Source organism: Methylotenera sp., assembly GCF_036401095.1.
GTDB lineage: Bacteria > Pseudomonadota > Gammaproteobacteria > Burkholderiales > Methylophilaceae > Methylotenera.
The window spans coordinates 142974-163950 of record NZ_DASWWA010000007.1 but is presented as its reverse complement, the minus strand read 5'-3'; the positions used below and the strand labels follow the sequence as shown (position 1 = coordinate 163950).

37 protein-coding genes are annotated in these 20977 nt (G+C 44.1%); 1 reads left to right on the top strand and 36 read right to left on the bottom strand.

Annotated features, from left to right (window positions below):
- Position 1 precedes the first annotated feature (1 nt).
- The 36 genes from VGD82_RS06675 to VGD82_RS06500 all read right to left on the bottom strand — a co-directional run bounded on the left by VGD82_RS06675 (position 2) and on the right by VGD82_RS06500 (position 20221).
- Positions 2 to 1663, bottom strand: a complete 1662-nt coding sequence (locus VGD82_RS06675; protein WP_331019662.1) for a hypothetical protein — start codon at positions 1661 to 1663, stop codon at positions 2 to 4.
- Positions 1663 to 2229: a virion core protein, T7 gp14 family gene (locus tag VGD82_RS06670; RefSeq protein WP_331019661.1), complete on the bottom strand. Its 567-nt coding sequence runs from the start codon at positions 2227 to 2229 to the stop codon at positions 1663 to 1665. The genes VGD82_RS06675 and VGD82_RS06670 overlap by 1 nt, the downstream gene beginning before the upstream one ends.
- Positions 2230 to 2231: 2 nt before the next feature.
- Positions 2232 to 2702 (bottom strand): phage protein Gp13 family protein, encoded by a 471-nt coding sequence (locus VGD82_RS06665; protein WP_331019660.1) that lies wholly within the window; start codon positions 2700 to 2702, stop codon positions 2232 to 2234.
- Positions 2695 to 4977, bottom strand: a complete 2283-nt coding sequence (locus VGD82_RS06660) for a hypothetical protein (RefSeq protein WP_331019659.1) — start codon at positions 4975 to 4977, stop codon at positions 2695 to 2697. The genes VGD82_RS06665 and VGD82_RS06660 overlap by 8 nt, the downstream gene beginning before the upstream one ends.
- Positions 4977 to 5303 carry a hypothetical protein gene (locus VGD82_RS06655; protein WP_331019658.1) on the bottom strand — a complete coding sequence of 109 codons (327 nt, stop codon included), beginning with the start codon at positions 5301 to 5303 and terminating at the stop codon, positions 4977 to 4979. The genes VGD82_RS06660 and VGD82_RS06655 overlap by 1 nt, the downstream gene beginning before the upstream one ends.
- Before the next feature lie 2 nt (positions 5304 to 5305).
- On the bottom strand, positions 5306 to 5974 hold the full coding sequence (locus tag VGD82_RS06650; protein WP_331019657.1) for a hypothetical protein: 669 nt from the start codon (positions 5972 to 5974) through the stop codon (positions 5306 to 5308).
- Positions 5975 to 5982: 8 nt separating this feature from the next.
- On the bottom strand, positions 5983 to 6231 hold the full coding sequence (locus tag VGD82_RS06645) for a hypothetical protein (protein ID WP_331019656.1): 249 nt from the start codon (positions 6229 to 6231) through the stop codon (positions 5983 to 5985).
- Between the two features lie 82 nt (positions 6232 to 6313).
- A complete protein-coding gene (locus VGD82_RS06640; RefSeq protein ID WP_331019655.1) occupies positions 6314 to 6628 on the bottom strand; it encodes a hypothetical protein in 315 nt (104 codons plus the stop codon).
- Positions 6629 to 6635: 7 nt separating this feature from the next.
- On the bottom strand, positions 6636 to 7103 hold the full coding sequence (locus VGD82_RS06635) for a Bbp16 family capsid cement protein (RefSeq protein WP_331019654.1): 468 nt from the start codon (positions 7101 to 7103) through the stop codon (positions 6636 to 6638).
- Between the two features lie 27 nt (positions 7104 to 7130).
- Positions 7131 to 8126 carry a major capsid protein gene (locus VGD82_RS06630; protein ID WP_331019653.1) on the bottom strand — a complete coding sequence of 332 codons (996 nt, stop codon included), beginning with the start codon at positions 8124 to 8126 and terminating at the stop codon, positions 7131 to 7133.
- Positions 8127 to 8141: 15 nt separating this feature from the next.
- Positions 8142 to 8759 (bottom strand): hypothetical protein, encoded by a 618-nt coding sequence (locus VGD82_RS06625; RefSeq protein WP_331019652.1) that lies wholly within the window; start codon positions 8757 to 8759, stop codon positions 8142 to 8144.
- On the bottom strand, positions 8749 to 9057 hold the full coding sequence (locus VGD82_RS06620; RefSeq protein WP_331019651.1) for a hypothetical protein: 309 nt from the start codon (positions 9055 to 9057) through the stop codon (positions 8749 to 8751). Before VGD82_RS06620 ends, VGD82_RS06625 begins: the two co-directional genes overlap by 11 nt.
- A 93-nt stretch (positions 9058 to 9150) precedes the next feature.
- Positions 9151 to 9405 carry a hypothetical protein gene (locus tag VGD82_RS06615; RefSeq protein ID WP_331019650.1) on the bottom strand — a complete coding sequence of 85 codons (255 nt, stop codon included), beginning with the start codon at positions 9403 to 9405 and terminating at the stop codon, positions 9151 to 9153.
- Positions 9406 to 9419: 14 nt separating this feature from the next.
- Positions 9420 to 11093 (bottom strand): portal protein, encoded by a 1674-nt coding sequence (locus VGD82_RS06610; protein ID WP_331019649.1) that lies wholly within the window; start codon positions 11091 to 11093, stop codon positions 9420 to 9422.
- Positions 11093 to 11668, bottom strand: a complete 576-nt coding sequence (locus VGD82_RS06605; RefSeq protein ID WP_331019648.1) for a hypothetical protein — start codon at positions 11666 to 11668, stop codon at positions 11093 to 11095. Before VGD82_RS06605 ends, VGD82_RS06610 begins: the two co-directional genes overlap by 1 nt.
- Positions 11669 to 11670: 2 nt before the next feature.
- Positions 11671 to 11883 (bottom strand): hypothetical protein, encoded by a 213-nt coding sequence (locus VGD82_RS06600; protein ID WP_331019647.1) that lies wholly within the window; start codon positions 11881 to 11883, stop codon positions 11671 to 11673.
- A 61-nt stretch (positions 11884 to 11944) separates the two neighbouring features.
- Positions 11945 to 13465 carry a terminase gene (locus VGD82_RS06595; RefSeq protein ID WP_331019646.1) on the bottom strand — a complete coding sequence of 507 codons (1521 nt, stop codon included), beginning with the start codon at positions 13463 to 13465 and terminating at the stop codon, positions 11945 to 11947.
- Positions 13455 to 13847 (bottom strand): terminase small subunit, encoded by a 393-nt coding sequence (locus tag VGD82_RS06590; protein ID WP_331019645.1) that lies wholly within the window; start codon positions 13845 to 13847, stop codon positions 13455 to 13457. Before VGD82_RS06590 ends, VGD82_RS06595 begins: the two co-directional genes overlap by 11 nt.
- Positions 13848 to 13888: 41 nt before the next feature.
- A complete protein-coding gene (locus tag VGD82_RS06585; RefSeq protein WP_331019644.1) occupies positions 13889 to 14221 on the bottom strand; it encodes a hypothetical protein in 333 nt (110 codons plus the stop codon).
- Between the two features lie 11 nt (positions 14222 to 14232).
- Positions 14233 to 14412 carry a hypothetical protein gene (locus tag VGD82_RS06580; RefSeq protein ID WP_331019643.1) on the bottom strand — a complete coding sequence of 60 codons (180 nt, stop codon included), beginning with the start codon at positions 14410 to 14412 and terminating at the stop codon, positions 14233 to 14235.
- A gap of 1 nt (position 14413) precedes the next feature.
- Entirely contained in the window at positions 14414 to 14626 is a 213-nt protein-coding gene (locus tag VGD82_RS06575; RefSeq protein WP_331019642.1) for a hypothetical protein, read from the bottom strand.
- Positions 14627 to 15031, bottom strand: a complete 405-nt coding sequence (locus VGD82_RS06570; protein WP_331019641.1) for a hypothetical protein — start codon at positions 15029 to 15031, stop codon at positions 14627 to 14629.
- A 29-nt stretch (positions 15032 to 15060) separates the two neighbouring features.
- Entirely contained in the window at positions 15061 to 15438 is a 378-nt protein-coding gene (locus VGD82_RS06565; RefSeq protein ID WP_331019640.1) for a hypothetical protein, read from the bottom strand.
- Complete coding sequence (locus VGD82_RS06560; protein ID WP_331019639.1) at positions 15435 to 15725, bottom strand: DUF1364 domain-containing protein; 291 nt, start codon at positions 15723 to 15725, stop codon at positions 15435 to 15437. The genes VGD82_RS06565 and VGD82_RS06560 overlap by 4 nt, the downstream gene beginning before the upstream one ends.
- Positions 15722 to 16213 carry a DUF1367 family protein gene (locus tag VGD82_RS06555; protein WP_331019638.1) on the bottom strand — a complete coding sequence of 164 codons (492 nt, stop codon included), beginning with the start codon at positions 16211 to 16213 and terminating at the stop codon, positions 15722 to 15724. The genes VGD82_RS06560 and VGD82_RS06555 overlap by 4 nt, the downstream gene beginning before the upstream one ends.
- Positions 16210 to 16446 (bottom strand): hypothetical protein, encoded by a 237-nt coding sequence (locus tag VGD82_RS06550; RefSeq protein WP_331019637.1) that lies wholly within the window; start codon positions 16444 to 16446, stop codon positions 16210 to 16212. The genes VGD82_RS06555 and VGD82_RS06550 overlap by 4 nt, the downstream gene beginning before the upstream one ends.
- Before the next feature lie 2 nt (positions 16447 to 16448).
- Positions 16449 to 16655 (bottom strand): hypothetical protein, encoded by a 207-nt coding sequence (locus VGD82_RS06545; RefSeq protein ID WP_331019636.1) that lies wholly within the window; start codon positions 16653 to 16655, stop codon positions 16449 to 16451.
- A 2-nt stretch (positions 16656 to 16657) separates the two neighbouring features.
- Complete coding sequence (locus VGD82_RS06540) at positions 16658 to 16963, bottom strand: hypothetical protein (RefSeq protein ID WP_331019635.1); 306 nt, start codon at positions 16961 to 16963, stop codon at positions 16658 to 16660.
- 2 nt (positions 16964 to 16965) lie between these two features.
- Complete coding sequence (locus tag VGD82_RS06535; protein WP_331019634.1) at positions 16966 to 17157, bottom strand: hypothetical protein; 192 nt, start codon at positions 17155 to 17157, stop codon at positions 16966 to 16968.
- Positions 17154 to 17684, bottom strand: coding sequence for a hypothetical protein (locus VGD82_RS06530; protein WP_331019633.1), 531 nt, complete (start codon positions 17682 to 17684; stop codon positions 17154 to 17156). The genes VGD82_RS06535 and VGD82_RS06530 overlap by 4 nt, the downstream gene beginning before the upstream one ends.
- Before the next feature lie 69 nt (positions 17685 to 17753).
- Entirely contained in the window at positions 17754 to 18011 is a 258-nt protein-coding gene (locus VGD82_RS06525; RefSeq protein WP_331019632.1) for a hypothetical protein, read from the bottom strand.
- Positions 18008 to 18643, bottom strand: coding sequence for a DUF6475 domain-containing protein (locus tag VGD82_RS06520; protein WP_331019631.1), 636 nt, complete (start codon positions 18641 to 18643; stop codon positions 18008 to 18010). Before VGD82_RS06520 ends, VGD82_RS06525 begins: the two co-directional genes overlap by 4 nt.
- Positions 18624 to 19448, bottom strand: coding sequence for a helix-turn-helix domain-containing protein (locus tag VGD82_RS06515; protein WP_331019630.1), 825 nt, complete (start codon positions 19446 to 19448; stop codon positions 18624 to 18626). Before VGD82_RS06515 ends, VGD82_RS06520 begins: the two co-directional genes overlap by 20 nt.
- Complete coding sequence (locus VGD82_RS06510) at positions 19449 to 19724, bottom strand: hypothetical protein (RefSeq protein WP_331019629.1); 276 nt, start codon at positions 19722 to 19724, stop codon at positions 19449 to 19451.
- Positions 19714 to 19968, bottom strand: a complete 255-nt coding sequence (locus VGD82_RS06505) for a hypothetical protein (protein WP_331019628.1) — start codon at positions 19966 to 19968, stop codon at positions 19714 to 19716. Before VGD82_RS06505 ends, VGD82_RS06510 begins: the two co-directional genes overlap by 11 nt.
- Positions 19969 to 19993: 25 nt before the next feature.
- The gene (locus tag VGD82_RS06500) at positions 19994 to 20221 is read right to left on the bottom strand and encodes a transcriptional regulator (RefSeq protein ID WP_331019627.1); all 228 of its coding nucleotides are present in this window, start codon (positions 20219 to 20221) and stop codon (positions 19994 to 19996) included.
- Between the two features lie 81 nt (positions 20222 to 20302).
- Between VGD82_RS06500 and VGD82_RS06495 the strand changes: the two genes are divergently transcribed.
- Positions 20303 to 20977, top strand: a complete 675-nt coding sequence (locus VGD82_RS06495) for a LexA family transcriptional regulator (protein WP_331019626.1) — start codon at positions 20303 to 20305, stop codon at positions 20975 to 20977.

Here is a 20977-nt window from a genome sequence, read left to right as displayed (position 1 = left end):
TTTACCCCTTATTTGCTAAATTTGCTTTAATTGCTTTCAATTCTTCTGATGTTGGTGCGCGGCCTTTATTCTTCTCAAAGCGCTGTTTGATAGCGTCATCGCTAGGGATAAACTTATTCGCATCAGGCGTGCCGTAAAACTCGAAAGCACGGCCTTCTTTATCGTTTCTGTACCATGCACCACCCGGCACTTCACCATCAATCACCATACGATCAATAATCTTTTGCCTTGCCTCTTGATTTAATGGCTTTCCTTGCTTTTTCTGCTCAGATAGCACCGCATCACGCACAACGCTTTCAAACTTGTATTTTTCTATTTTTTCAATGCCTAAAGCACCAACGGTTAAGCTGATCTGCCCATCTAACGTGGTCACATCTTTCAATTCATCTGGCTTCTTAGCCTGCAAATCAATCAATTCTTCGCGCTTCTCTTTTGGAATCAATCTGAAATCTTCACGCAAATCACGATTCATGAATGCTTGTGGGTTATCTCTGGCTTGCTGACGAATGGCATAGTAGTTTTCCCATGCCGCATCAGTGTTCTGTTTTTCGCGCTTAGTTTCTGCTCTGTCATTGGCTACACGCACACGCTCGTTGCGCTGATATAGTTCATCATCAATAGAATCACGTTGCTGAGGCGTCAGCATTGACCATGTTTGTGCATCAACACCGCGCCTGCCTTTGCCTTGCTCTACTGCAATGGTCCAAGACCTATCAAACGCTTGCTTCTGCGCTTGCTGTTGAGCATCTTCCTGCTCTTTGAAGCGTGTTTTCACTTCATTGACGGCTAACTTCATACCGTCTGCATCATTTGCAAACTTTTCTCGCACCATAGATAAGGCTTCTGTTTCAGACTTAGCCGTACCCATTGCCGTTGATACTTCACCAAACACTTTGACGTTACGCTCTGCCACTTCAAGGCTTTTATCGAACTGACCACGCGCAGCAGGTAGCATCTGAGCGCCATATTTATTCATGTACTCGCGTGCACGTTCTGGATTGCCATCAATCATGTTTTGCAACATGCCAGAATGGTATTGGCTGGTGTATTTCAGCATATCCATCTGTGCTTTTTCAGGGGCATCACCATTTTCAGCCGCTAACTTACTGACTGTAATTTGAATGGTGCGCATCGCTTCTGATGCAAGCCCTGCATTATTTGGATCATCAAGTGCTAGTTTGATAGAGGAATCAATCGAAGCAAGTGCGCCCTCTTGTTTAGCTGCGCGTACTTGAGCATCTTGGTATTGTGATAGTGAATCTAAGGTTGAAAGCCTAACACCACGCAAACGCTCAACGTACAGTCTTTGTTGATTTGGTGTCATCTTCTCAGTGGCTTTACGTGCTGTTTCTTCCCACCACTTTTCAGCATCTTTAGCTAAGCCATCAGCCGCCAAACCTCTGCGCGTTCTCGCCTCAGTCTGAAACTGCATATAGGCTTCGCGTGTCGCTACTTCTGCATTTAAGGCTGTTGCTGTGTCCAGTTCTTCTTCACGCTTTTGTATGATTGCGCCAAAGTTATTTAAGCCTTGTGCAACTTTATTCATGTTGCCTGCTTGCGTCATTCCAGCAAATAATTCAGGCGAGGCAATAGATGATTGCTGCGCATTAGGCAATGCACGTGTTTGTTGAACGTTATTATCGTAGGTAGGAACGGTAGGCATTAGGCAAACACCGAACTAGATACACCAGCGCTATTGTTAGTGGTAAATGATGACGCTTTAGGTGCGCTCATTGCATACCACTTGCTAGCAACAACTCCTGTGGCTGGATTGGTCATAATAGATGTTGCGCCAGATAACAAAGGATTTTGAGCGTCAGCGGTCGCTTTGAGCATATTAGAATTTGAAGATGCATTTTGACCTTGCACGCGATAGCCCCATGCTTCTCTGTTTGCGTTATCACGTACAGTTAAAGCATCCTGCTCACCCATCCAATCAGTATCAGATAGAATCTGTAGGGCCGAACCTTCTGAAATGTCTAGTCCATTAGCCGCCAATCTAGCTGTTTGGCTACCTTTCATCATGGCTGTTTTGCGTCTTTGCTGTTCTTCCGCTACTTGACCACGCTTAATAGCATCTTGCGCTTGATATTCAGCAGTAATGGCATTGTTTTGAGCTACCTGAGATTGATACTCCATTGAAGCTTTCGCAGAAGCACTTTGCTGATATGCGCCCATAGCACCAAAAGCCACACTACCTACGGCCATCGCTGTTACTAAATCACACATAATTACGCCCTTAATTCAAATCTATAAAACGGATAGCCTTTAATGCCATATGGCTCAGCCTTAAAAAAGGTAAAGCCCATTAACTTAAGCCATCTGATGGTTTTCTTATTGCGAACATCACACCAGTTGGTTAGCACAGGCGATACACTTAACATAGCTTTAATATACTCTTGGCTATGCCTGATAAACGCACCCTTGTTTTTGGCGATTAGGTCTGTGCCTAGCATCCATATCAGTGAGGTATCAGATAACAAACCAAGTGGATGCATCCCAAATAGGCACACAAATTCACCATCTGCATAGATGGCCCACTTGTACTTTGATTTGTTGTAAGAAAGCTGAATCGCTTTTTGATAGTCGCCATGTGAAGCTTCAAGCTCTTGCTTATCATCATGGCGAATGTTGGCAATGAGTAAATCAACATCAACTTGCGTAGGCACTCTAAGCTCAACCTGCACCGAATCTTTAGCCACCTAGCGCCACTTCCATCACCATGCTTAAAATTGTCACTGGCAAAGGGTCTGTTTGCTGAATCACCACTTGACCGCTACTGTTCCAATTCGGCTTGATTGGTATATCAAGCTCGTCTGTGATCCAGTTTGGCGGTGATCCGTAAGGCTCAATTGTTCTTTGCTTAAATTGCACTAGATTATCAGTGTCGTAGCCGACCATCAGGCCACTTGTGCGATAGACGCGCAAGCAAGTTTCATTGACGTTCTTCACCATGCCTTGACCAAGCGCAGGACCTTCAAAGCTTACCGGCAATGTTTTAATCCGTGAGATGATGGATAAGCCAACGTGGACCAATGTGGCTGATTGCGGTAAGGTGATTTGCCCATTCTCTACCGTTAAGTTTTTGACCACCGCACCATTTGATAAGGCCACTACGGTTTTACCTTCCAAGTGATGCAAGCCCTTAATCACAGTAGCCGCAGATCCGCTATAAGTTAAGCCAGAATCTACGATAAAGCTTTCCTCTAGGGTATCAACTAGCCTATCTGATAAACGCTCGATATAGCGCACCACTTCATTATCAATGGTCCGTTTAATTGACGCATAAAGCACATCACGCCCATTTTCATTGACTGCAGCAATAGATTCAAATAGCCCATCGGTTTCATGTTGATGCCATGCAAATACCTTTTGCTCAGGCATGTAAGTAATGCCAAGCAATTTACCATCATCACGCACCACCCATACAATAGGCACTGGTGTTCTGGTCAAGCACATATCTACTATGGTATAGCCATCGAATAAATGCGGTGCAATCAACGATAGGTCGTTAGATTTAAAGCCGTTAGCTTCAAAGTTATAGGCTAAATCATGCAAGCGCCCAGACTGCGCACGCACATAAATGCCACTATTGTTCACCACGACTGGCTGAACATCGGTGCAACCATTGTAAGACTGAGGGCGCACGGTCACGGATGATGGCGTTAATGCATCACTGTTTTGCGTGCTAATCTTCCATTCACCGCCACTAGTTAGTATGAGCAATTCGGTTAATGGCACAATATTTCTAATGCGCTGCACTTCACGTGAAACAATACGCAGTGCAATTGCATCATCATCTTGCGTAGGAATCGAGTAGTTTAGGTTTGATTCTGTGGCTGAGCGCGTCATCCATAGGTTTTGTGGCTTATTATTCGTGCCGCCAAAACATCTGCGTTGCTCAAAATAAGATACTGCGCCAGGGTAATTATTTGCACCGCTAAATGGGTTTTCAGCTTCAGGTGGCGTGCGTGTCACATCAGAAATAATATTGTCATCTACAAAGCTAGTACCAGACGCTTGCCCAATGTAACCAAATAGACCGTTCTTTTCTTTGTAAACGTTGTATCGAATCGCACCAGTGACCGCAGTCCATGAGATTGTGTTTTTATTGCCTGCTGTTGCAAGATTGTTAGACGCAGAGTGCGCTGTTGATGCTACTGATTCTTCAAGCGATTCATCAGACACTGCAGTTACCACGTAGTTATAAACAACACTTCCAGTGCCGGTGGTTGCCACTGCTGCCACACCAGTTGGCACACTAATGCTAGGAACGAAACTAATATTAGTCAGTGTAAACGTGGTTGATGTGGTTCTATCAAGCTCAGCAGGTGGATAACTAGGATGCACTAAAGTTAACGTGTCAGCCGATTGCACGTAATGAATATTGAACAAGTCAGCTTCAAGGTAAGGTGATGCTATTTCATAAACCTCAGCAATCGTGCCGCCTGATACATAAGGCGTGAATCCTGTTGTATTGATGTAATTCCCACGCAGGTCTTTAAGCTTGAATGTATTTGCGCCTGCATCTACATCAGAAACCACGACATAACGACCATTTAATTCCACCATGCCTGTAATACCAGACAAATAAAACCATGTGCCATTTGCAGGGTCGGCGCCTGAGTAGGTCAATACGCCTTCGGCTGCTTGCGTAATTGCACTGATATTCTGACCAGTTTTAAGTAGAGTACCGCCATTCGTATGAAAACGAATGTACTGATTGCCAAACTCTAATATGTAGGTTTGCTCAGTGCTGAATGCAAATTCAATGAGATTGGCTTTCTTATCCTGAAACTTGGTTTGCAGAATGTAGCTAAAGCCTGAGCGATTCTGTGCCGGGCCATGTGGTAGCACAACAAAGTTTAAGCACTCAGCTAAGCCAGATTGATATTTGTCTAGGTCAATACGCCCAAATAATTCAGGTGCAATCTCACCGCCAACAAAACTACGTTGTATGGTTTTGGTTGATGGCATTATTTTGGCGATTCCGATTCATCTGCAAATGGGCTTTTACCATCTTTAAGACGCTTCTTTGCATGATTTACTGCTACGTCAATTATGTCATCAGGTGGAGCTTCACCATCTGGTAAAGACAAAAGAACGTCAATTTGCTTTTTTGATAATGTTGGAACTAGCAAAGGTATTTCTGTTTCACCTTTACCAAAATCAACACCTATTGATATTTCTGTTGATATATTGCCATCAGGCCGCTTCAACACACCAAGGAATCCTTTACCCTTCTTTGTGCCATCAACCCTATTGCCGAAGTTGGTGTTTTCGTAGAATTTTTCTAATTCCATAGCTAGTCTCTTAAAATGCGACCATTCGCATCGTAAACACTGCGCTGGTCTGATACGCCATAGGATTGCACCCAAGATGGTACGTGTGACTTCTGTGCGTCATAGTTGCGCGCTGCCGCATCTTTACCTGCTGCAACGTTCATCATCTGCATAGCTTTGTTATACATGGCATCAGCGATTTTTAAGCCAGTGTCACCTTTAATTAATGGACCAGCCAAGAAGCTAGCCAGCAGATAGGATAGCGTATTGATAAATAGCGGCGTGTACTTGGTGGTGTCAGTTATCAGCGCAATGTATTTAAGCGTTGCGTTTTCAATATTTGTGAATAGGATTAACTGCCCGGCCTCGTTGGTTTCAATAATGAATGGTTGCTGATCTGCTTCGCTCGTAGATTGTTCAGGATAGATAGACAAGGCGCGAATGTAGTTAGACGGAATCGCATAGGCAAAAGCCCACGCATCAGGCGCTACATCAGATGTTTCTGCTAGTGAAATACGTTTTGTAGCGAAGTTCCACGGGTGCAATTCAAGCAGTGTATCGCGTGCAATAGGATAAAAGCGTTTTGCCTGCTCTGCCTGCGCAGAACCCTCAGGTGGGTCTATGCTGGTAACAGTAGCAGAATCGCCTAGCTTACCTAGCGAGAGATTTACAATGTCAACAACTGAGGCCATGACTACCCTTAAACAAAAAACCAAGAAAAATAAGATAGAAATACGCTAATCACCATGACCGCGCCAAGTATCTTATTTGCCAATGGGACTAATTCGCCATCTGTGCCACATCGGATTGATTCAAGAACGTAAGCAGAAGCCATGCTGATAATCGCCAACGCAACGCCAACCTTGTTGATTGAAAATAGATTTAATAACAAGGCCCAATTAACTAAAAAGTAGCCGATTACAACGCCATTGATATAATTGATATTCATTGCATGCCTCTCGTTGATATTCTTGCAAGAGAATCTCTATGAAATCCCCTTGCAAGAAGGGCTAATGAAAGCCCTTCTTTATTTAGCTACCTGCTGATTCGTCACCACCAGATGCACCTTGCGATGCTTTTGCTTCTGCAATAGCGCCTTCTAGTTTTGGAATGCCCCAATTACGTGACACACCTTCAATACCCAGCTCTTTTGCTTCTGCGATTAAGGCATCTTTCAATTCTGATTCGTCACCACCAGATGCTTCGGTTTTTGCCGGCACATCTTTCAGCACCTTCATCCACTTACCAACTTTAATGTTGTCAGGGATAACGAAAACAGAACCTGCACGGCGGCGCACGCCATCGTAAAACCCTTGCGTTAATGCTTCTACTTTTTTAGGCATCATCTACCCCTTAAATAGCGTTAGCGTATGACTTCCACTTTTGAACATCAGTGGTTAGGAACGCATTAATCTTACCGGCTGTGATAGCTGCCGTACCTGTTACCTGCAAGATGCCTAAGTAACGCTCGTAAGCGTTACCTTCTAGCGCTAATGGCACCGCAAACAGCGTCACACCTGGAATCAGTGTTGTAGTGTCTGTGGTTAAGCTGGTAGGGAATGCAGGCGAAGTGTTATGCACTGTTGCCGAGCCGTCAGTAGCAATTGCCGCTTGCGCGTCAGAAGCCACGACAAACTGCACCGTACCTGCAGAGCCAGCCTCAATGCCAGTATCAACTGAGATAACTAGATACAATGGCTGACCGTTGCCAATATCACGCGCCACTGACAAATCAATCTGATTGCCGATTAGGTAAGTACCTGGTGCGCCAGTGTTAAGGCTGACTGCATCAGCAATCTCTGTTCTTTGGTCTAAAATCATGATAAATCCTCTCTATTTAGCTTGCGATTAAACGCCAGCTTCTGTGTTAGTGATCGCATCGCAACGGCGGAATGGGATGCCTTCAAACATGGTCACGTGTTTGCCACCTACTGTTTCCATCGTCAAGGTTGATGCTGCTACCTTGTTAGCGATTTGGCGCTTCAAGAAGCTCATTGTGTTGCGATTGCCATAGAACACTGGGCGACAACCGTTCAATGATGGCAACAACTCAGTTGCTTGTGATAGCAGATCAATCAAGTCAGGGCCTGCTGATGCATTCTTGGTCAAATCTTCGGCATTGAAGTTAATGCGAACCACGTAGCGCCAGTCACGTACAGATAAGCCGCAATCCCAACGATAGTGAGAACGGTAGCCCTGCATGCGGCCGCCGTTGCCATCCACGTTTTCGATAGTTACTTCGCCTAAGTCTTGCATTTGCAAGCCAGCTTTTGAGCCTTTAGGGAAAATGCCGTGAACAGTGTTAGCACCCCAGCCGACCAACCAGATCGATGAGTTGTCAGTACCGTCCGGTGTAGTCACATCACCTAAGATGTTTTCACCGTTCTGAGCTGACTTGCTGTTATAGCGCGCAGCTAAACCAACGAACTCTTCCGGGGCGTTTGCGTCACCGTAAATTAGCGTAGAAGCGAACTCTTGGTTCATGCCTTCAATGTGCGCCAAATCTTCCGACATACGGAATGATGCGGTATTGCCGTTTAGGTCAGCCAAGGCTTTATCTACCTCAGCGTAAGCTTCCAGCATGCCGCAAGCATCTGTTACTTGTACGGTTGTTGATTTGGTAGGTTGCACGCCGCCGTACAATTTACGCCATGTAGGTGCCGGCAAGCCTGTACGAATAGTTGTGCGATGGCCTGTAGGTAAGTTACCTTCTTGCCACACCATGTCGTCTAGGATAGGGTTTTGCTGGTTAAGAATTTCGACAATCGTTGCAATTTTATCGTCAGGATCTAAACGTTTTGTAAAGTCTAGAAGCGTTGGGTGAATTGTGCTTAATGCAGCCATGATTATTACCTCTCTTTATTTCATATTTGGGAACATAACGCTTGCGGCATCTTTTGTTTCTTTAGATGAACCGTTGCTAACCACAAGCACGTCATTACTTACCGACTTACCAATGTTGTAAAAAGCCTTCACGATCGCCGGGTGGTTTCCAAAGCCTGTTGATTGCAGTAAATCTTTCAGGTCTTGACCGCCAAACTTGTCAAGCGCCTGTTTAGCCAGTGCAATGTTTTCATCAAACTTTTCACCGCCTAACTCTTTATCTGCTTTCACATCCTCTGCCCATTGATCTACTTGCGTCTGCCATTGGTCTGCTTGTTGCTGTTGCATCTTCACGCCCAAATCAGCGAATTTCTGCGCAGCGTCTTTGCTTAAACCGTTCTCTTTCGCAAGTGCCTTTAATTCACCAGCCAGTTCCTCATTTGCGGTAAAGCCCTCAGGTAAAGTGAAGTCGTAATCAACATCATTTGGCTGGTTCTCAGCCGTTGAATCTTCACTCTTTGAACCATCTGCCTGCGTGTCGGTAGTTGCAGTGGATGTTTCGGCTTGTGCTTCTGTGGTCTGCAAGGTTGTAGCGTCTGCACTAGCTTCAGCGTTGGTGTCACCCTGAGCTGTTGCTGTATCTTCAGTTGCCATCTTCTTTAAACTCCTTTAGTAAATTAGCGTAGCTGTCAGGTGATACCGCTTGCACTTCTGCAATCACGTATTGCCCAACATTCATTTCACCGCACCGAAAATACGTTTCACTGTTGCCAGTGAATGGGTTGCGATATACGCCTGTTTTAGCAAGCAGCCTGTTAATCACTCTACGCCCTCGCTGATCGCTCAATACAAAACGCAAATCTTCAAGCTCTTTTAATCGCTTGTTCTTTTGCTCTTTGCTGGCATCAGTGGATATGTCAGCGCTTAATGGGTCGTAGTCTTGCTTGCTCATGACTAAAGAATAAAGCCAATAAAAAAAGGTAAACGCACCCCTACAGGCGTAAAAAAAGCCCACCGAAGTGAGCTTGATTTAATCTAACTTGTACTAAACAAGTTTTCGATAGAAGAACGTAACGTTTAATGTGCCGCCAATCGTGGCATGTAAACCATTTACTCCATTGGCAGGGAATGTATGAAAGCAGACTGCTGGTGTAATAGTGCCACCTAAAGCATCACCACTTGAACCGCCGCTTTTTAATACAATAGTGCCTGATGTTGTGCTATTCACATAAAAGCCAATCAGTTCAGAGTGAGCAGTAGAAATGTCACCTGTCGCTGTTAAATTAGTTGATAAAGACATTTTATTACTCCTCGTTATGTTGTATAGCCAGTAAGGCCTTGCATGACATCGGCTAAAGCGTTGCTGTTACCTGCTTCAGTTTCAATGCTTCCAATCTTTGCGGCAGCATCAGCCATCGGTTGCATCATTGCCATTTGTTGCTGTTGTGCCATTTGCTCTTGCCTGCTCTTACGAATGATTGCCACCTTGTCATCGGCAACCAGTACGCTTGGATCAACACCTAATCGCTGTGCATACACATCGGCAAACTGGTCAGCATCAAACTTATCAAGCACATCTGGTTTCATTTGCGCAATTGAGCCTATTGTCATGGCATAGCGGTCAAGCGAACCTAAGCCTACTAATTGCTGAGCCTGTGCCAATGTTGATACAAAATCTACTTGTAGGTTCTGGCCTGATAACTCTTGCGGTGCCGGCGGTAAGATTCCTGCTTGCACCATTCGCGCAAAGGTAATATCAATGAGTGGGTTAAGCATTTCATTATGTAAACGCTCTAACACTGGCCCAACCATCAGCATCTTCTCTTCGTGGCGCTCTGCTACTTCGGTAGCCGTAATGCCTGACCTGTTGTCGTTGGCAAGCATTAAGAACAAGTCAGCATAGAACGCTTGGTCAATTCTGCGTTCTGTTCTGTCAATGTCCATCATCAGGTATTGCTGATTTAAATTGACCTCAAACTGCGTTTTGATGCCGCTATTCTGTGAGCTTGAATCGTAGTATGCAACACCGCCAGGTAAGCTATTGATCTCTTGCCCTTTCATGTTGATTGGTATCTGAATAGGCGGCTTAGTCTGATAGTCAATACACTGCGCATTACGAAGCTCTTTATGTTGCAGTGACTTCACATCACCCAATGCTTCCATGCCTGGTGAACTGCCATACACATCGCCTTGCAACACCATCCAGCGAGGTGCTAAGCCTGGGAACTCATCGAAACCTGATTCACGTAATAACTTGCTACCATCGGCTGCGGCTTCAAAGTAAACAGACTTGAATGCTTTGTTCTTAGCATCTTTCTTGCCATACTCACGATCATAACGTGGCTCGACCAGATGAATCACTGTCACCCATTGATCTAGGTTGCCTGCATCATACTTGTTGATAATGTTGGTGCTGACATTCTCTTTGCCAAACTCTTGAATCACTTGGCTAACTGTCATCGGTATTTCACGATAAACGGTTTTAACCTGCTGATTAGAATCAATGGCTAATGCGTACTCGCCTACGGTCATCGGGAAGTGGCGCAACACATCATCAAAATTAGGTGAAACAAAGGTAAACGCTGTGCCATACGCACCAAGCTCTAAATACATTTGATGCAGTGAATTGTAGGTATTTGAACGCGCAAATATCTCGCGCATGATGCGTGAGGTCTTATCAAGCCATACCCTAACTGGTTCAAACTCCATCAAGTCGGTATCAGGCGTGGCTAATCTAAACCACGGCCTAGCTGGTGAAGTCATGCCGGCCATCATGCCAGAAGCCAACGTGTTTAATGCGCGTGTCGCTTTTGAGTTGATGATGTTGTTGTGTTTCTTTTTGCCGTTATTGCGGTCTGATTCAAAGAAGCGACCAGTGCGAGGCATGATGTGGTCGCTAATCTCGCGCCAGTGGGTTAGGTAGCTACTGCGCTCATTCCATAAAGCCTGTTTACGCTTGAGGTATCGCTCTCGTTTCAGCTCTTCCATTATAGCAATGTCCTTCTCTGTGCGTTTTGGCGAATACTTGCTGATGTAGTGCCAGATTCATTGCCTAACCTTAACTTGTCAGCGAGCTTGGCTTGCTGAGTGGCTAGACGCATATAGCCTTCTGTGCGCGTGCCATTTCTAAATTCAGCAAGTGGCGCACCTTGATTTGTACTGAACACAACCTCAGACCCATCAGGAATGTCACCTGATTTGCTGGCTCCATCAAAAACAATGCCACCTACATCAATGTAATAACCACGCTCTGCGCCTGGCTGATTCATTACGCCGGCATCCCTAGCAACCACATCTTCGTAATCGTTGGAATAGCCAACTTTCTTGCGCTCTATCTCTGGGATAAAGCCTTGAACCTTGCCATTTTTATAAACGAACTTGCTGATTGAATCGGATAGGCGAACATCAGGTGACATTGATCCGTACATGTAATTGCTCATGCGCTGTTTTTGATTTGCTTGGAATTGTTGCATCAGGCCTTGATATTGATTAACGTCAACCTTAGCGCCATTTGGTAAACCATCAGCGGCAATCAATCCGTTCTGATCCCATTTGTAGGCCATGATTAACCACCTAGCAAGGTGCTAGCGCCCAATTGACCTTGTGGCACTGCATCACCGCTTGAGCCAGTTAAAATGGTGCCTGAGTTTGTTGCTCCGCGAGAGCTAGCAATGTTTTTACGTTTGAATGTTTCCTGCTCCGGCGCTTTCTCTGCTTGAGGTGGCACAATTGGCGGCGGTGCTGCTGGTATTTTTGGTGTACTTCCTAATCCACACATGGCAAAACTCCTATGACGTTATGTGTGGATTTTATGGCTGACTAGGAAATGCTAACGCACCCTAATAGTTGGCGAGTGGGTCGTACTCTCGATTGTTATTATTGACTGCGCCATGTGCGAACTTCTCAATAGCGCTACGTGGTTTCTTCACTACTGGCATAGCAAAGCTTAATACTAGAGAATCGGCCTTGTTTGGTGATGGCTGCCCTCGCTTCTTCATATCTTTCTTAGATTCAATCTGAATTTTACCGTCTAATCTGGGCACTGTTTCAGGGCCAATCAACTCGCGGTAAAGCTCTTGGTCATTTGGTATTGCGCCACCTTCTTTCAGCCAATCACGTGCGAGCTTCCACATTTCAGCACGCTTATTCAAGCATCCTGCATCACCTGATTCACCACTAAACCACACAATTTGCCATGATCTTCCCATCGTTCTGCCTGCTGAGATAATGCCAGTACCATAGCCACCATCCACAAACACGGCATCGGCCTGATGCTCATCTTCTAGCTGAGCAATGATGTTAGCGACATAAATATCATTATCGTTCTTAGGCATAGTCCTGAGTATTTCAAACTTCAACCCTTGCCGCATTGATATAACAAGCGCATCGTCACCTTCCCACGCAGGATCACAGGTAATAATGCGCGGTGCAAAATCGTATTGGTCTTTGCGTAAGTGCTTATTGAAGGCATTATCAACATCATTGGTTGAAATGAATTGCTTGAGTGATAGTGAAGGGAACATACCGCGCACGCGCACCTTTACAAAGTCGCTATTCTCGCCATAATCTTCCACCCATTCAGCAATCAGCTTCTTATTGGTAAGCTTTACTGTACGTGAATCTACTTGGCGCGTATTCCATCGGGTGCGCTGTCCATTAAAGCAACTATGAAACTTGCCGCTGTTACGTGTTGGGTTACCGAAAGCAAATACCATTGGCTCACCATCGGTTAAACCACCCTCTGCCACTTCCCAAATCACATCAGGCACGGCAGAAGCTTCATCGAAGATATAAAACGAGGTAGAGTTAGCCGCGTGCTGTCCAGCAAATGATTCTGAGTTTTCTTCACGGCAAGTTTGCGCAGAGCAAAACCATGATTCAGGCGCTTCTTTGTGATAAAGCTTAGTGGTGTTTATTTCAAACCAATGAGCAGTGATGGATAGCTTTACCCACTTTTGAATCTGTGCCCATGTTTTAGTTTCAAGCTGTGCGCCAGTGTTTGCAGTCACAGTGCCTTGCGCATAGGGTCTGGTTGACATAATCCATGATACTAACCAACCAGTCATTGCAGATTTACCAATACCGTGGCCAGAGCTTACCGCCTCACGAATCGCATCAACGGCATTAACACCATCAAAGCCATTTGCTTTAACTTGCTTGCTGATGTTATCAAGAAACTCACACGCCCATACATCAGGTCCATATTTACACTTGAATCTCGATTTGTATGGTTCTTCAAGCTCAACCAATTGCAATGCAGGGTTACTATCCCAAGGAAATGCAAATATAACGTAGCCTAATGCATCGTCATAATACTTGCCTATCTCACGCGCTAAATCAACATCTGCCTTACTGAACACGCGCTCTCGCTTTCGCTATCTCGTTAGCTAAACTGATTTCGCCAGTAATCTCAACTTTCTCTGTAACAAAACCAAGCAACTTAGCCTTTGACATTGTTGCTTGATTAGCCGCACCAGCTTGCACGGTTTCAGCGCATAAAGCAGCCTTTCTATTTTCATCAAGCTCATTAAGAATATCATCTAGCGTTTCTTCTCTGCGCTTTTGAGCGTCTTTTAAGCGTTCATCAATATAAGACTTCACCTTAACACTTGTTAACAGCCTGGATGCTTGTTGTTCAGCAGTCTTATGCGAGAATCCAGCAGCAATAGCCGCACGTTTACCGTTGCGGTCTATTAACCATTCATCTGCAAATATTTTATGATTAGGCCTTAACTTACCCATGACTACACCCTACCCCATCCAATCAATCATTAGCGCACCGCTCATATTTGCCAGCGCTTTTTCATATTCTTATTTGCATCAATAGCGGCAGCCAACAAACCTAATGGCGAAAGCTCTTGAATTGGCGTACCCATGTAAGTGATAACCTCACCGGACTCTTGGTAATCTTGAATTGTTTTTTTGTAAAGAAAAGTATGCTGCTGTGATTCAGTCTTATTTTCTTGAGTTAAAAGATATTCAATGATTGCATTGGTGAAGTTAATAACGTTATCTGTGCAACCACCATAATCTGAGACAAGACAATCATCTTTGCTTAGGTCTTTATCAGCAATGCCGTGAAGTAACGCCAACTCAAATATTTTTTCTCGCTTCATATAAATCCTTTTTAATTGCACCAAGTGCGATAACTTAATATATCACGTACCGTTCTAATGCTCACCTTAGCAAGCTTGGATAGTCTCTTGTAACCCCACTGAAACACCTCATGTAGATGCCTAAGCATATCCACCTGATTTGAAGTTAATTTGTGTTTGTGATGTGATTCACCGTATCTTGAATTTTTCATGCTATTCACTCCTTAACCTATCAGGCAAAATTACCTCGTCACCACTAAAAACCATTTCATGCGCAAACTTCTTTGCACCACCAGGCAGATGCACTAGATAGCCTTGATTCTTAATCACTGTGTAGCAACACTTAATTCCATTAACGACGATGACTTCTGAATCTGTCCAGCTTGATGTTTTATTATTGAAAATGGCTTCTAGCTGTTTATTCATCTAAAACATCCCCATGGTTGACGCGATATGCACCTTGCCTGTTCTAGTTGGCGCTCTTGGTACATGGCGCATTGGCACAACCATCACACCTCTTACATAAGCAGGTTTCACCTCTGTCTTATCCGTGCTTTTATTCTTAATCACTTTAGCTTCTGGATAAACGTAAACATCCTTGATCGCTTTCCATAACTTACAAGATCTCGTTCCTGGCTTCTTGTAAAGTCCTGCTTCTTGCAGATAGCCGTTATCTTTCAATTCATAAAAGTGATAATTGATTCTTGGCACTGAAACATCTTGATCAATGGCTAAGTGCATTTGTCCAAATGTCGCACCACCCTCACGTTTAAAGAAGTCGAGCATCCTCTGGCGATACTCCGTTACCTCTTTAGCAATTTCTTCTTGCAATCTAATACCTTTGCCTTTGATGTACCCCATTACGCTGCTAACCTCTCTTGTTTTTCTTGGCTCAGTTCAATTACTGTTGCACTTTGTGATTTGTTATAGCCGCGCTTGATTGTGATTGGCTCAAATAGCTTGTCATCAACGCCGATTGCACGCGATACGCCATCAATCTTGCTCTTTACGCATGCCAGTAAGTTGTCTAGGTCACGATGGCGCTTATCGTTTTGCACAAAGGTTATAGTTAGCGCTATCTTGTCATCACGGAACTTTTGCCCGGTCATTGCCATTTTTGTTCGATAAAACGCTTCGCTGAATGCACTGTCTTTTGCACCTTTGGTTGCGCCCCAATGTCTGCCGTTTTTACGGTTAGGCATTAGTGACATATCTGGATAGGCCAGCTCAATAATCACATCAATCCTTTTTCTTTTAACTTAATCTGTGTTTCGATCACGCCTTCTAGGTGCGCGAGTTTTAATTCTGTTTTGCTGTAATTTGTCTTAACTCTTCCGTCCACTGCGTCATGGCAACATGAACAAGCGTAAGCGCCGAACTGATCTTCCACCTTGATTCCTACGCCATGCCCAAAACGAACACCATTCAAATGTGCAAATACAACTGTTTCAGGGTTGCGGTTGCAAACGCCACCTAAACGGATGGTGCAATCTTCACCACGAGCGCTTTTTGTTATCTCGCTCATGCAAACCTCAACATCTTCTCAACTACGTTATTAACCTCTTCGCGGCCTGCGTATGTGCTCAGAACATCAGCAAGCAATACATCAAGGCAGCGGTTATAAACTTCTTCAAACTCTGGCTGCTCCATCCTTGCGAAGCTAATTGACTTAGGCTCTAGCCTTAAGCGGCCATCAAGCCCGAATGTCTGCTCATAGAACCCTGCTGCAATCAGCACATCAGCGCGGAATATTTCAAAGTTCTTTTGGACTTCGCGGCCTTTGTAGCTTTTATGCTTGCGTTGAGGTTCCCATGCATCAAAGCCTAGGTTCAACATTGCGAAAAACTTGCGGTGATGGCGGCTATTGCGTGGTAACTTTGCTTCGATAGAACACAACTCACCCTCTTCAAGTCTGCTTAAGCGCGTCTTGAAGTTTTTGTAAGCAACCTGATCGGCTTCACTCATTCCGCGAAGTGAGCCGTCTGGTAGCTTTACTAGGGTGATAGTGGTCATCCCATACTCTCCAAAAACATTACACAAGACTTAGCCAATCTCTGCTCTTTGGTCTTACGTGGCTTATCTGCAATCTGGTTCATGACCATTGATAGCGTTTGATGCTCTTTGGCTGCACGTAGAACAACATCAATTGCCATACCTATTTCGGTAGGGTTGTGTTGAGGCATTAAACGCCCTCTGCGCCATTGGTTATGGGCTTCTAGTGTTTTGATGGCTTGGTCTAGCTTCATCCCTACCACCCCAACTTTGCAGGTTCTTCTACAGCACGCTCTTTTGCCTCAAACTTAGGGCAAGCCTTAGCCAGCCAAAAGTCTTTGAAGTTAGCGCGAACAGGGTTAGGCTCGAAACGCTTGCAAAACTCACGGTCTGCGCATACGTGTGTGCCTACTGGTGATTGTCCACGGCAATTTTCGTAACTGTTGATTGGTGCTGGCTTCATACTTAAACTAACTCCGTTAATGTTGGTTGATAATCCCACTCACGCGCATTTTTCAAAGAGCTGAGTAAGTTTTCGTCAAATAGATGACTACGCTCTGGTAGCGATTCATGCTCACCGTTAATGTCGTAATACTTACCGTCTATCTCAGTGAATACATGGCCGATCACTGGGTCATACCACGCAACAGCTTGTGGGTATAAATCAGATAGCATTAGGTAAAGCTGATAGCATTTGCCCTGTGTAAACATCACATCTGCTTGTTTGATGTTTTTGCGCATCGCGGTTAATAAAATGATTGGTGTAATCATCACTAGCCTTGTTTAAAAAGTTGTTTAATCTCAGCCCTTGATTGAGCTACCGTCTTTACTGCCTTCACTTCACTCTCCCCGTTAGCTTTCTTTTCACCAGTGAATACTTGCGTTCCATTTGTTGCGCGGTAGGTGAAGCTAAAACCTGCCGCATGCATTTCATTGATGAATTGATTGCAGGTTTTATCGGTCATGCAATCAATCTCATTTGTGAACTACCACCCCACTGATCAGCCATAGCATCAGCTATACCTTGAAAGGTTTTACTTCTTTCTTTCCATCTGTTCGCACTGGGCGGTAAGTAATGCAACCGCATGCGCTCTTTCTCTGGAAGTGCCATTGTTTTTATCTTTACATCATCAGTTGGCTTTAGCGCCGGCAATCCTTTAAGCCATAAACAAGTTGCTTTAGTTTCAGTGTGGCCAAACATGTACGGCTGAATAATCTGGTCTGGCTTCCTGTATAAACTGCTCATGATGCAAACAGGGTTTTCTATTGCGATCATTGGAATATCAGATTTGATCAACTTCATAAAAAAACTAATTGAAGCCGCTTGCCTGCCATCCATACGCTTTTCTTTAAACCATGCCGCGCCACTTACTGCTAAATCCGTGCAAGGTGGATGAGCTATCATCAAATCCCAACACCCATCAATTACATCAAATACATCGCCTTGGTAATGTGGGCCAGGCGCGTCAGTTGGCAAAAGGTCACAACTCATAGCATCATGCCCCCCCCCTAATGAATGCATCGCGCACAATTCCTGAATATTCGCAGGCGACTAAAACTCTCATGCCCCCACCTGCCAAACCTGTTTCTTATTCGGATTAATCACAAACTTAACCGCCTCTGGCTTACGTTTTGCCTTGCTAACCTGTGCCGATTGCTTGAAGCTCAATGGCGCAGGCAATTTCACTAAGCCTTGCTTGTTGACTTTCTCAAGCATGTAGTTTGATATACCAACCCCCTTGGCAATCTCTGTGCGGTTAGCTCTTGGGTTATTAGCCATGTAATCGTTTATTGCTTTTACTGTTTGCTCGGTGCTCATGCTGCTATCGCCACTTTCGTAGTTAAGTTTTCAGCAACAGAGCTAAACTCAAGCGATGGTTTATCTGTGCCACCTAGCATTACGATTTCTGCCTGTTGTTTATTCCCGATAAATACTGGTTGTGTAGGTTTAAATCCGTTTGGTAAATTGTGTGCGTCATAAATACCTATCAGGGTTTTTGGATAATCAGGCTTCTCGCCTCTGGCTTTAAATCCTCGGTAGCGATTCTCAAACTCTTTCGCCACAAAAGGCCATTCATCTTCCGATCTACGGCCTAAACCTAACCACCCACCCATATCCTGCAAAACTCTGTGAATGATTGGATCATCAAACACGACGGTTGAGCCTGTGCCCACCTGTCTAACCGCTTTATCAACCTTTGCCCATGCGTTTAATGCGCTGTCTTGCGTTGAGCCTTGCAGCATTTTCACAATGTCGGCTATTTTCGGCATGAACATACCGTTGTCAGGATTCCTAACGTGGCGGAATAGCGCTTGCTGTACTGCAGGAAAATCGAAATCAATCAAACCTTGCCAGTACAAAACTTTTGCACCTTCGCTGATTGGCTTTCCGTATTGCTCAGACACAACACCAAGCAACTCACAAAAGTCATCAAAGTGTTCTTGCTTCATGGGTAATGTCCTTTTCTTTAGATTGAATGCCAAACAGCTTCTTACGCGCCAATTCGGTAGTGATTTTGTTTTGTTCTGCGATTGATTGATTGCGTGTTAAGTTTTTTTCCTGCACCCAAGCTGAGTTAAAACCAACCCAATTACGCTCACAGCAAGTGATAAGCGCCTGCTCTAGCGTGTAGCCAGCTTTATGTGCCTCCCTAACTAATCCATCAAATACCGTTTGAGATACGGCAGGTGCTTTTTTTGCTTTTCGTACAGCAAGATAATCACTAACAACTTGTGGATTTACGCCAATAAAAAATTCAATTTTCTTCTGTGCTTTTTTACTGGTAGATTCAATTGATAGGTTATTGGTAGATTCAATGGTAGATTCAGTGTCGGCATTTACCGACTGGTAGGTGTCGGCATTTACCGACTGGGTAGTCGGCAAATCACTACTGGTAGGTGTCGGCTTTTTCCTACTTGTCGGCATTCCACTACCAGTCGGTTTATTGCTACTGGTTTTTTCATGCTTACCTGTCGGCAAATCACTACTGGTTTCGTGGCGTTCATTTACACCTAATAATGTAAATTTGTTGCCTTTTCCTAGCTCTCTTTTTACTGATAGTAGGTTTAGGTTTTCCAAGTCATCTATGGCCTTGAAAATTGTTTCACGATACAAACCAGTATCGTTTACCAATCTTGCTGTAGATGGGTAGCAGTGATGGTTTTCATCAGCACGATCAGCTAATGAAAGTAATACAAGCTTTTGCGTAGCAGTCACTTTCTGCTGCCATGCCCAGCGTGTAGCGTCTAAGCTCATTTAAGCTGCCGCCTTTAACTTCAAAGCTTCAACTGTCTTATTTGTGAGTGGGTCTTTCACCTTGCCAGCGATCTCAATAACCACATCAATCATTGAATTAACACGAGCGGATACGGTTGAAATTTCAACGCCTGATAGCATTGCCAACTGTCTGCGTGTATAGATTGTTTCAGGTTGCATAACGCTGATAATCTTGCGTTGCTGGTCCTGTAAGGTGGATGCTTGCTTAACATCAAAATAAGCATCTAAACTGCTTTCTCTCACGTTAGTTTTCATCGCCAACCTTTCCACCATCTAATATTTCACCATCCACCAAGTCCTGAAAAAGTACCGATTTGGTACTTTCGTCATCTAGGCTATTGCTTGATAATTTCCTCATGGCGTTATCTCTAATAAACTTAGTTACCAAGACACGAAGGCATCCTGAATCACTTAGCCCTAGTGCTTCTGCATCATTGCGAAATGCAATGAATTGGTCGGCCGTTAGTCCTGTTTTAACGATTACGTCGTGCTTAGCCATATTGGTTCCTTGTGATATTTCTTCGTTAGGCGGCTTTTACAAGCTCAGGCCAAATCTCTTGCCAATCATTAGGGCGCAGGTCTTTGCGAGTAACATCACCATTGGTAATTCTTTCAATGGTCACGCAGGCCTTGGGGTTTATCTCGCGCAAACCGTCACGCCAGAAACAAACTGCTTGAACAGAAACTCCAATCGCCGAAGCTGTTTCAGTTGGGGTTTTAAATCTCTCAATAACTTCATTAAATTTGTTCATAGTTTAAAATTCTACACTTGTAGATATTATAAATCAACAACTGTATTTAATATTTTTTCAACAAGTGTTTAATATAGAAATATGGCTATCGGTAAAAACATAAGATTTCACAGAAAAGTGCGGTTAGGCTGGACTTTAGAGCGGCTTGAGACTGAATCAGGCGTTGATAGAGGAACTATTAGCGCACTAGAGGTAAGAGATAGCAGTAAGTCAGATCACTTTCAAAAAATTGCCCAAGGCTTGGGGTTAACCTTAGAGCAGCTTTCTATATCGCCTGATGATTGGGATTTAACAAATATAAATGTCAATAACAAAAAAAATAATCAAGATGAATTTACTATAAATCAATATCACGATGTAAGGGGCGCTATGGGAAATGGCTTAGTGCTTCGGGGTGAATCTGGGCAAATAACAGGATGGAAAGTAACGCCTGAGTGGTTACATAAAAATGTACCAACTAATACAGGCAATAAGAATTTGGCAATAGTTACAGGCTTCGGTGATTCAATGAGGGGAATGTTTAACTCTGGCGATCCGTTGCTAGTGGATGCTGGCGTTAAAAATTTAGAGTATGACGGTGTTTATTTTTTTAGAATCGGTGATGAAGGTTTCATTAAAACATTACAAAGAATACCAGGTGAAGGCATCAGGGTAATTTCTGAGAATAAGAAATATGAAACATGGACCATTACTAAAGATATGGACTTTGAAGTGTTTGGCCGCGTTTTGAAGGTATGGAAAAGCGAAGAGTTTTAG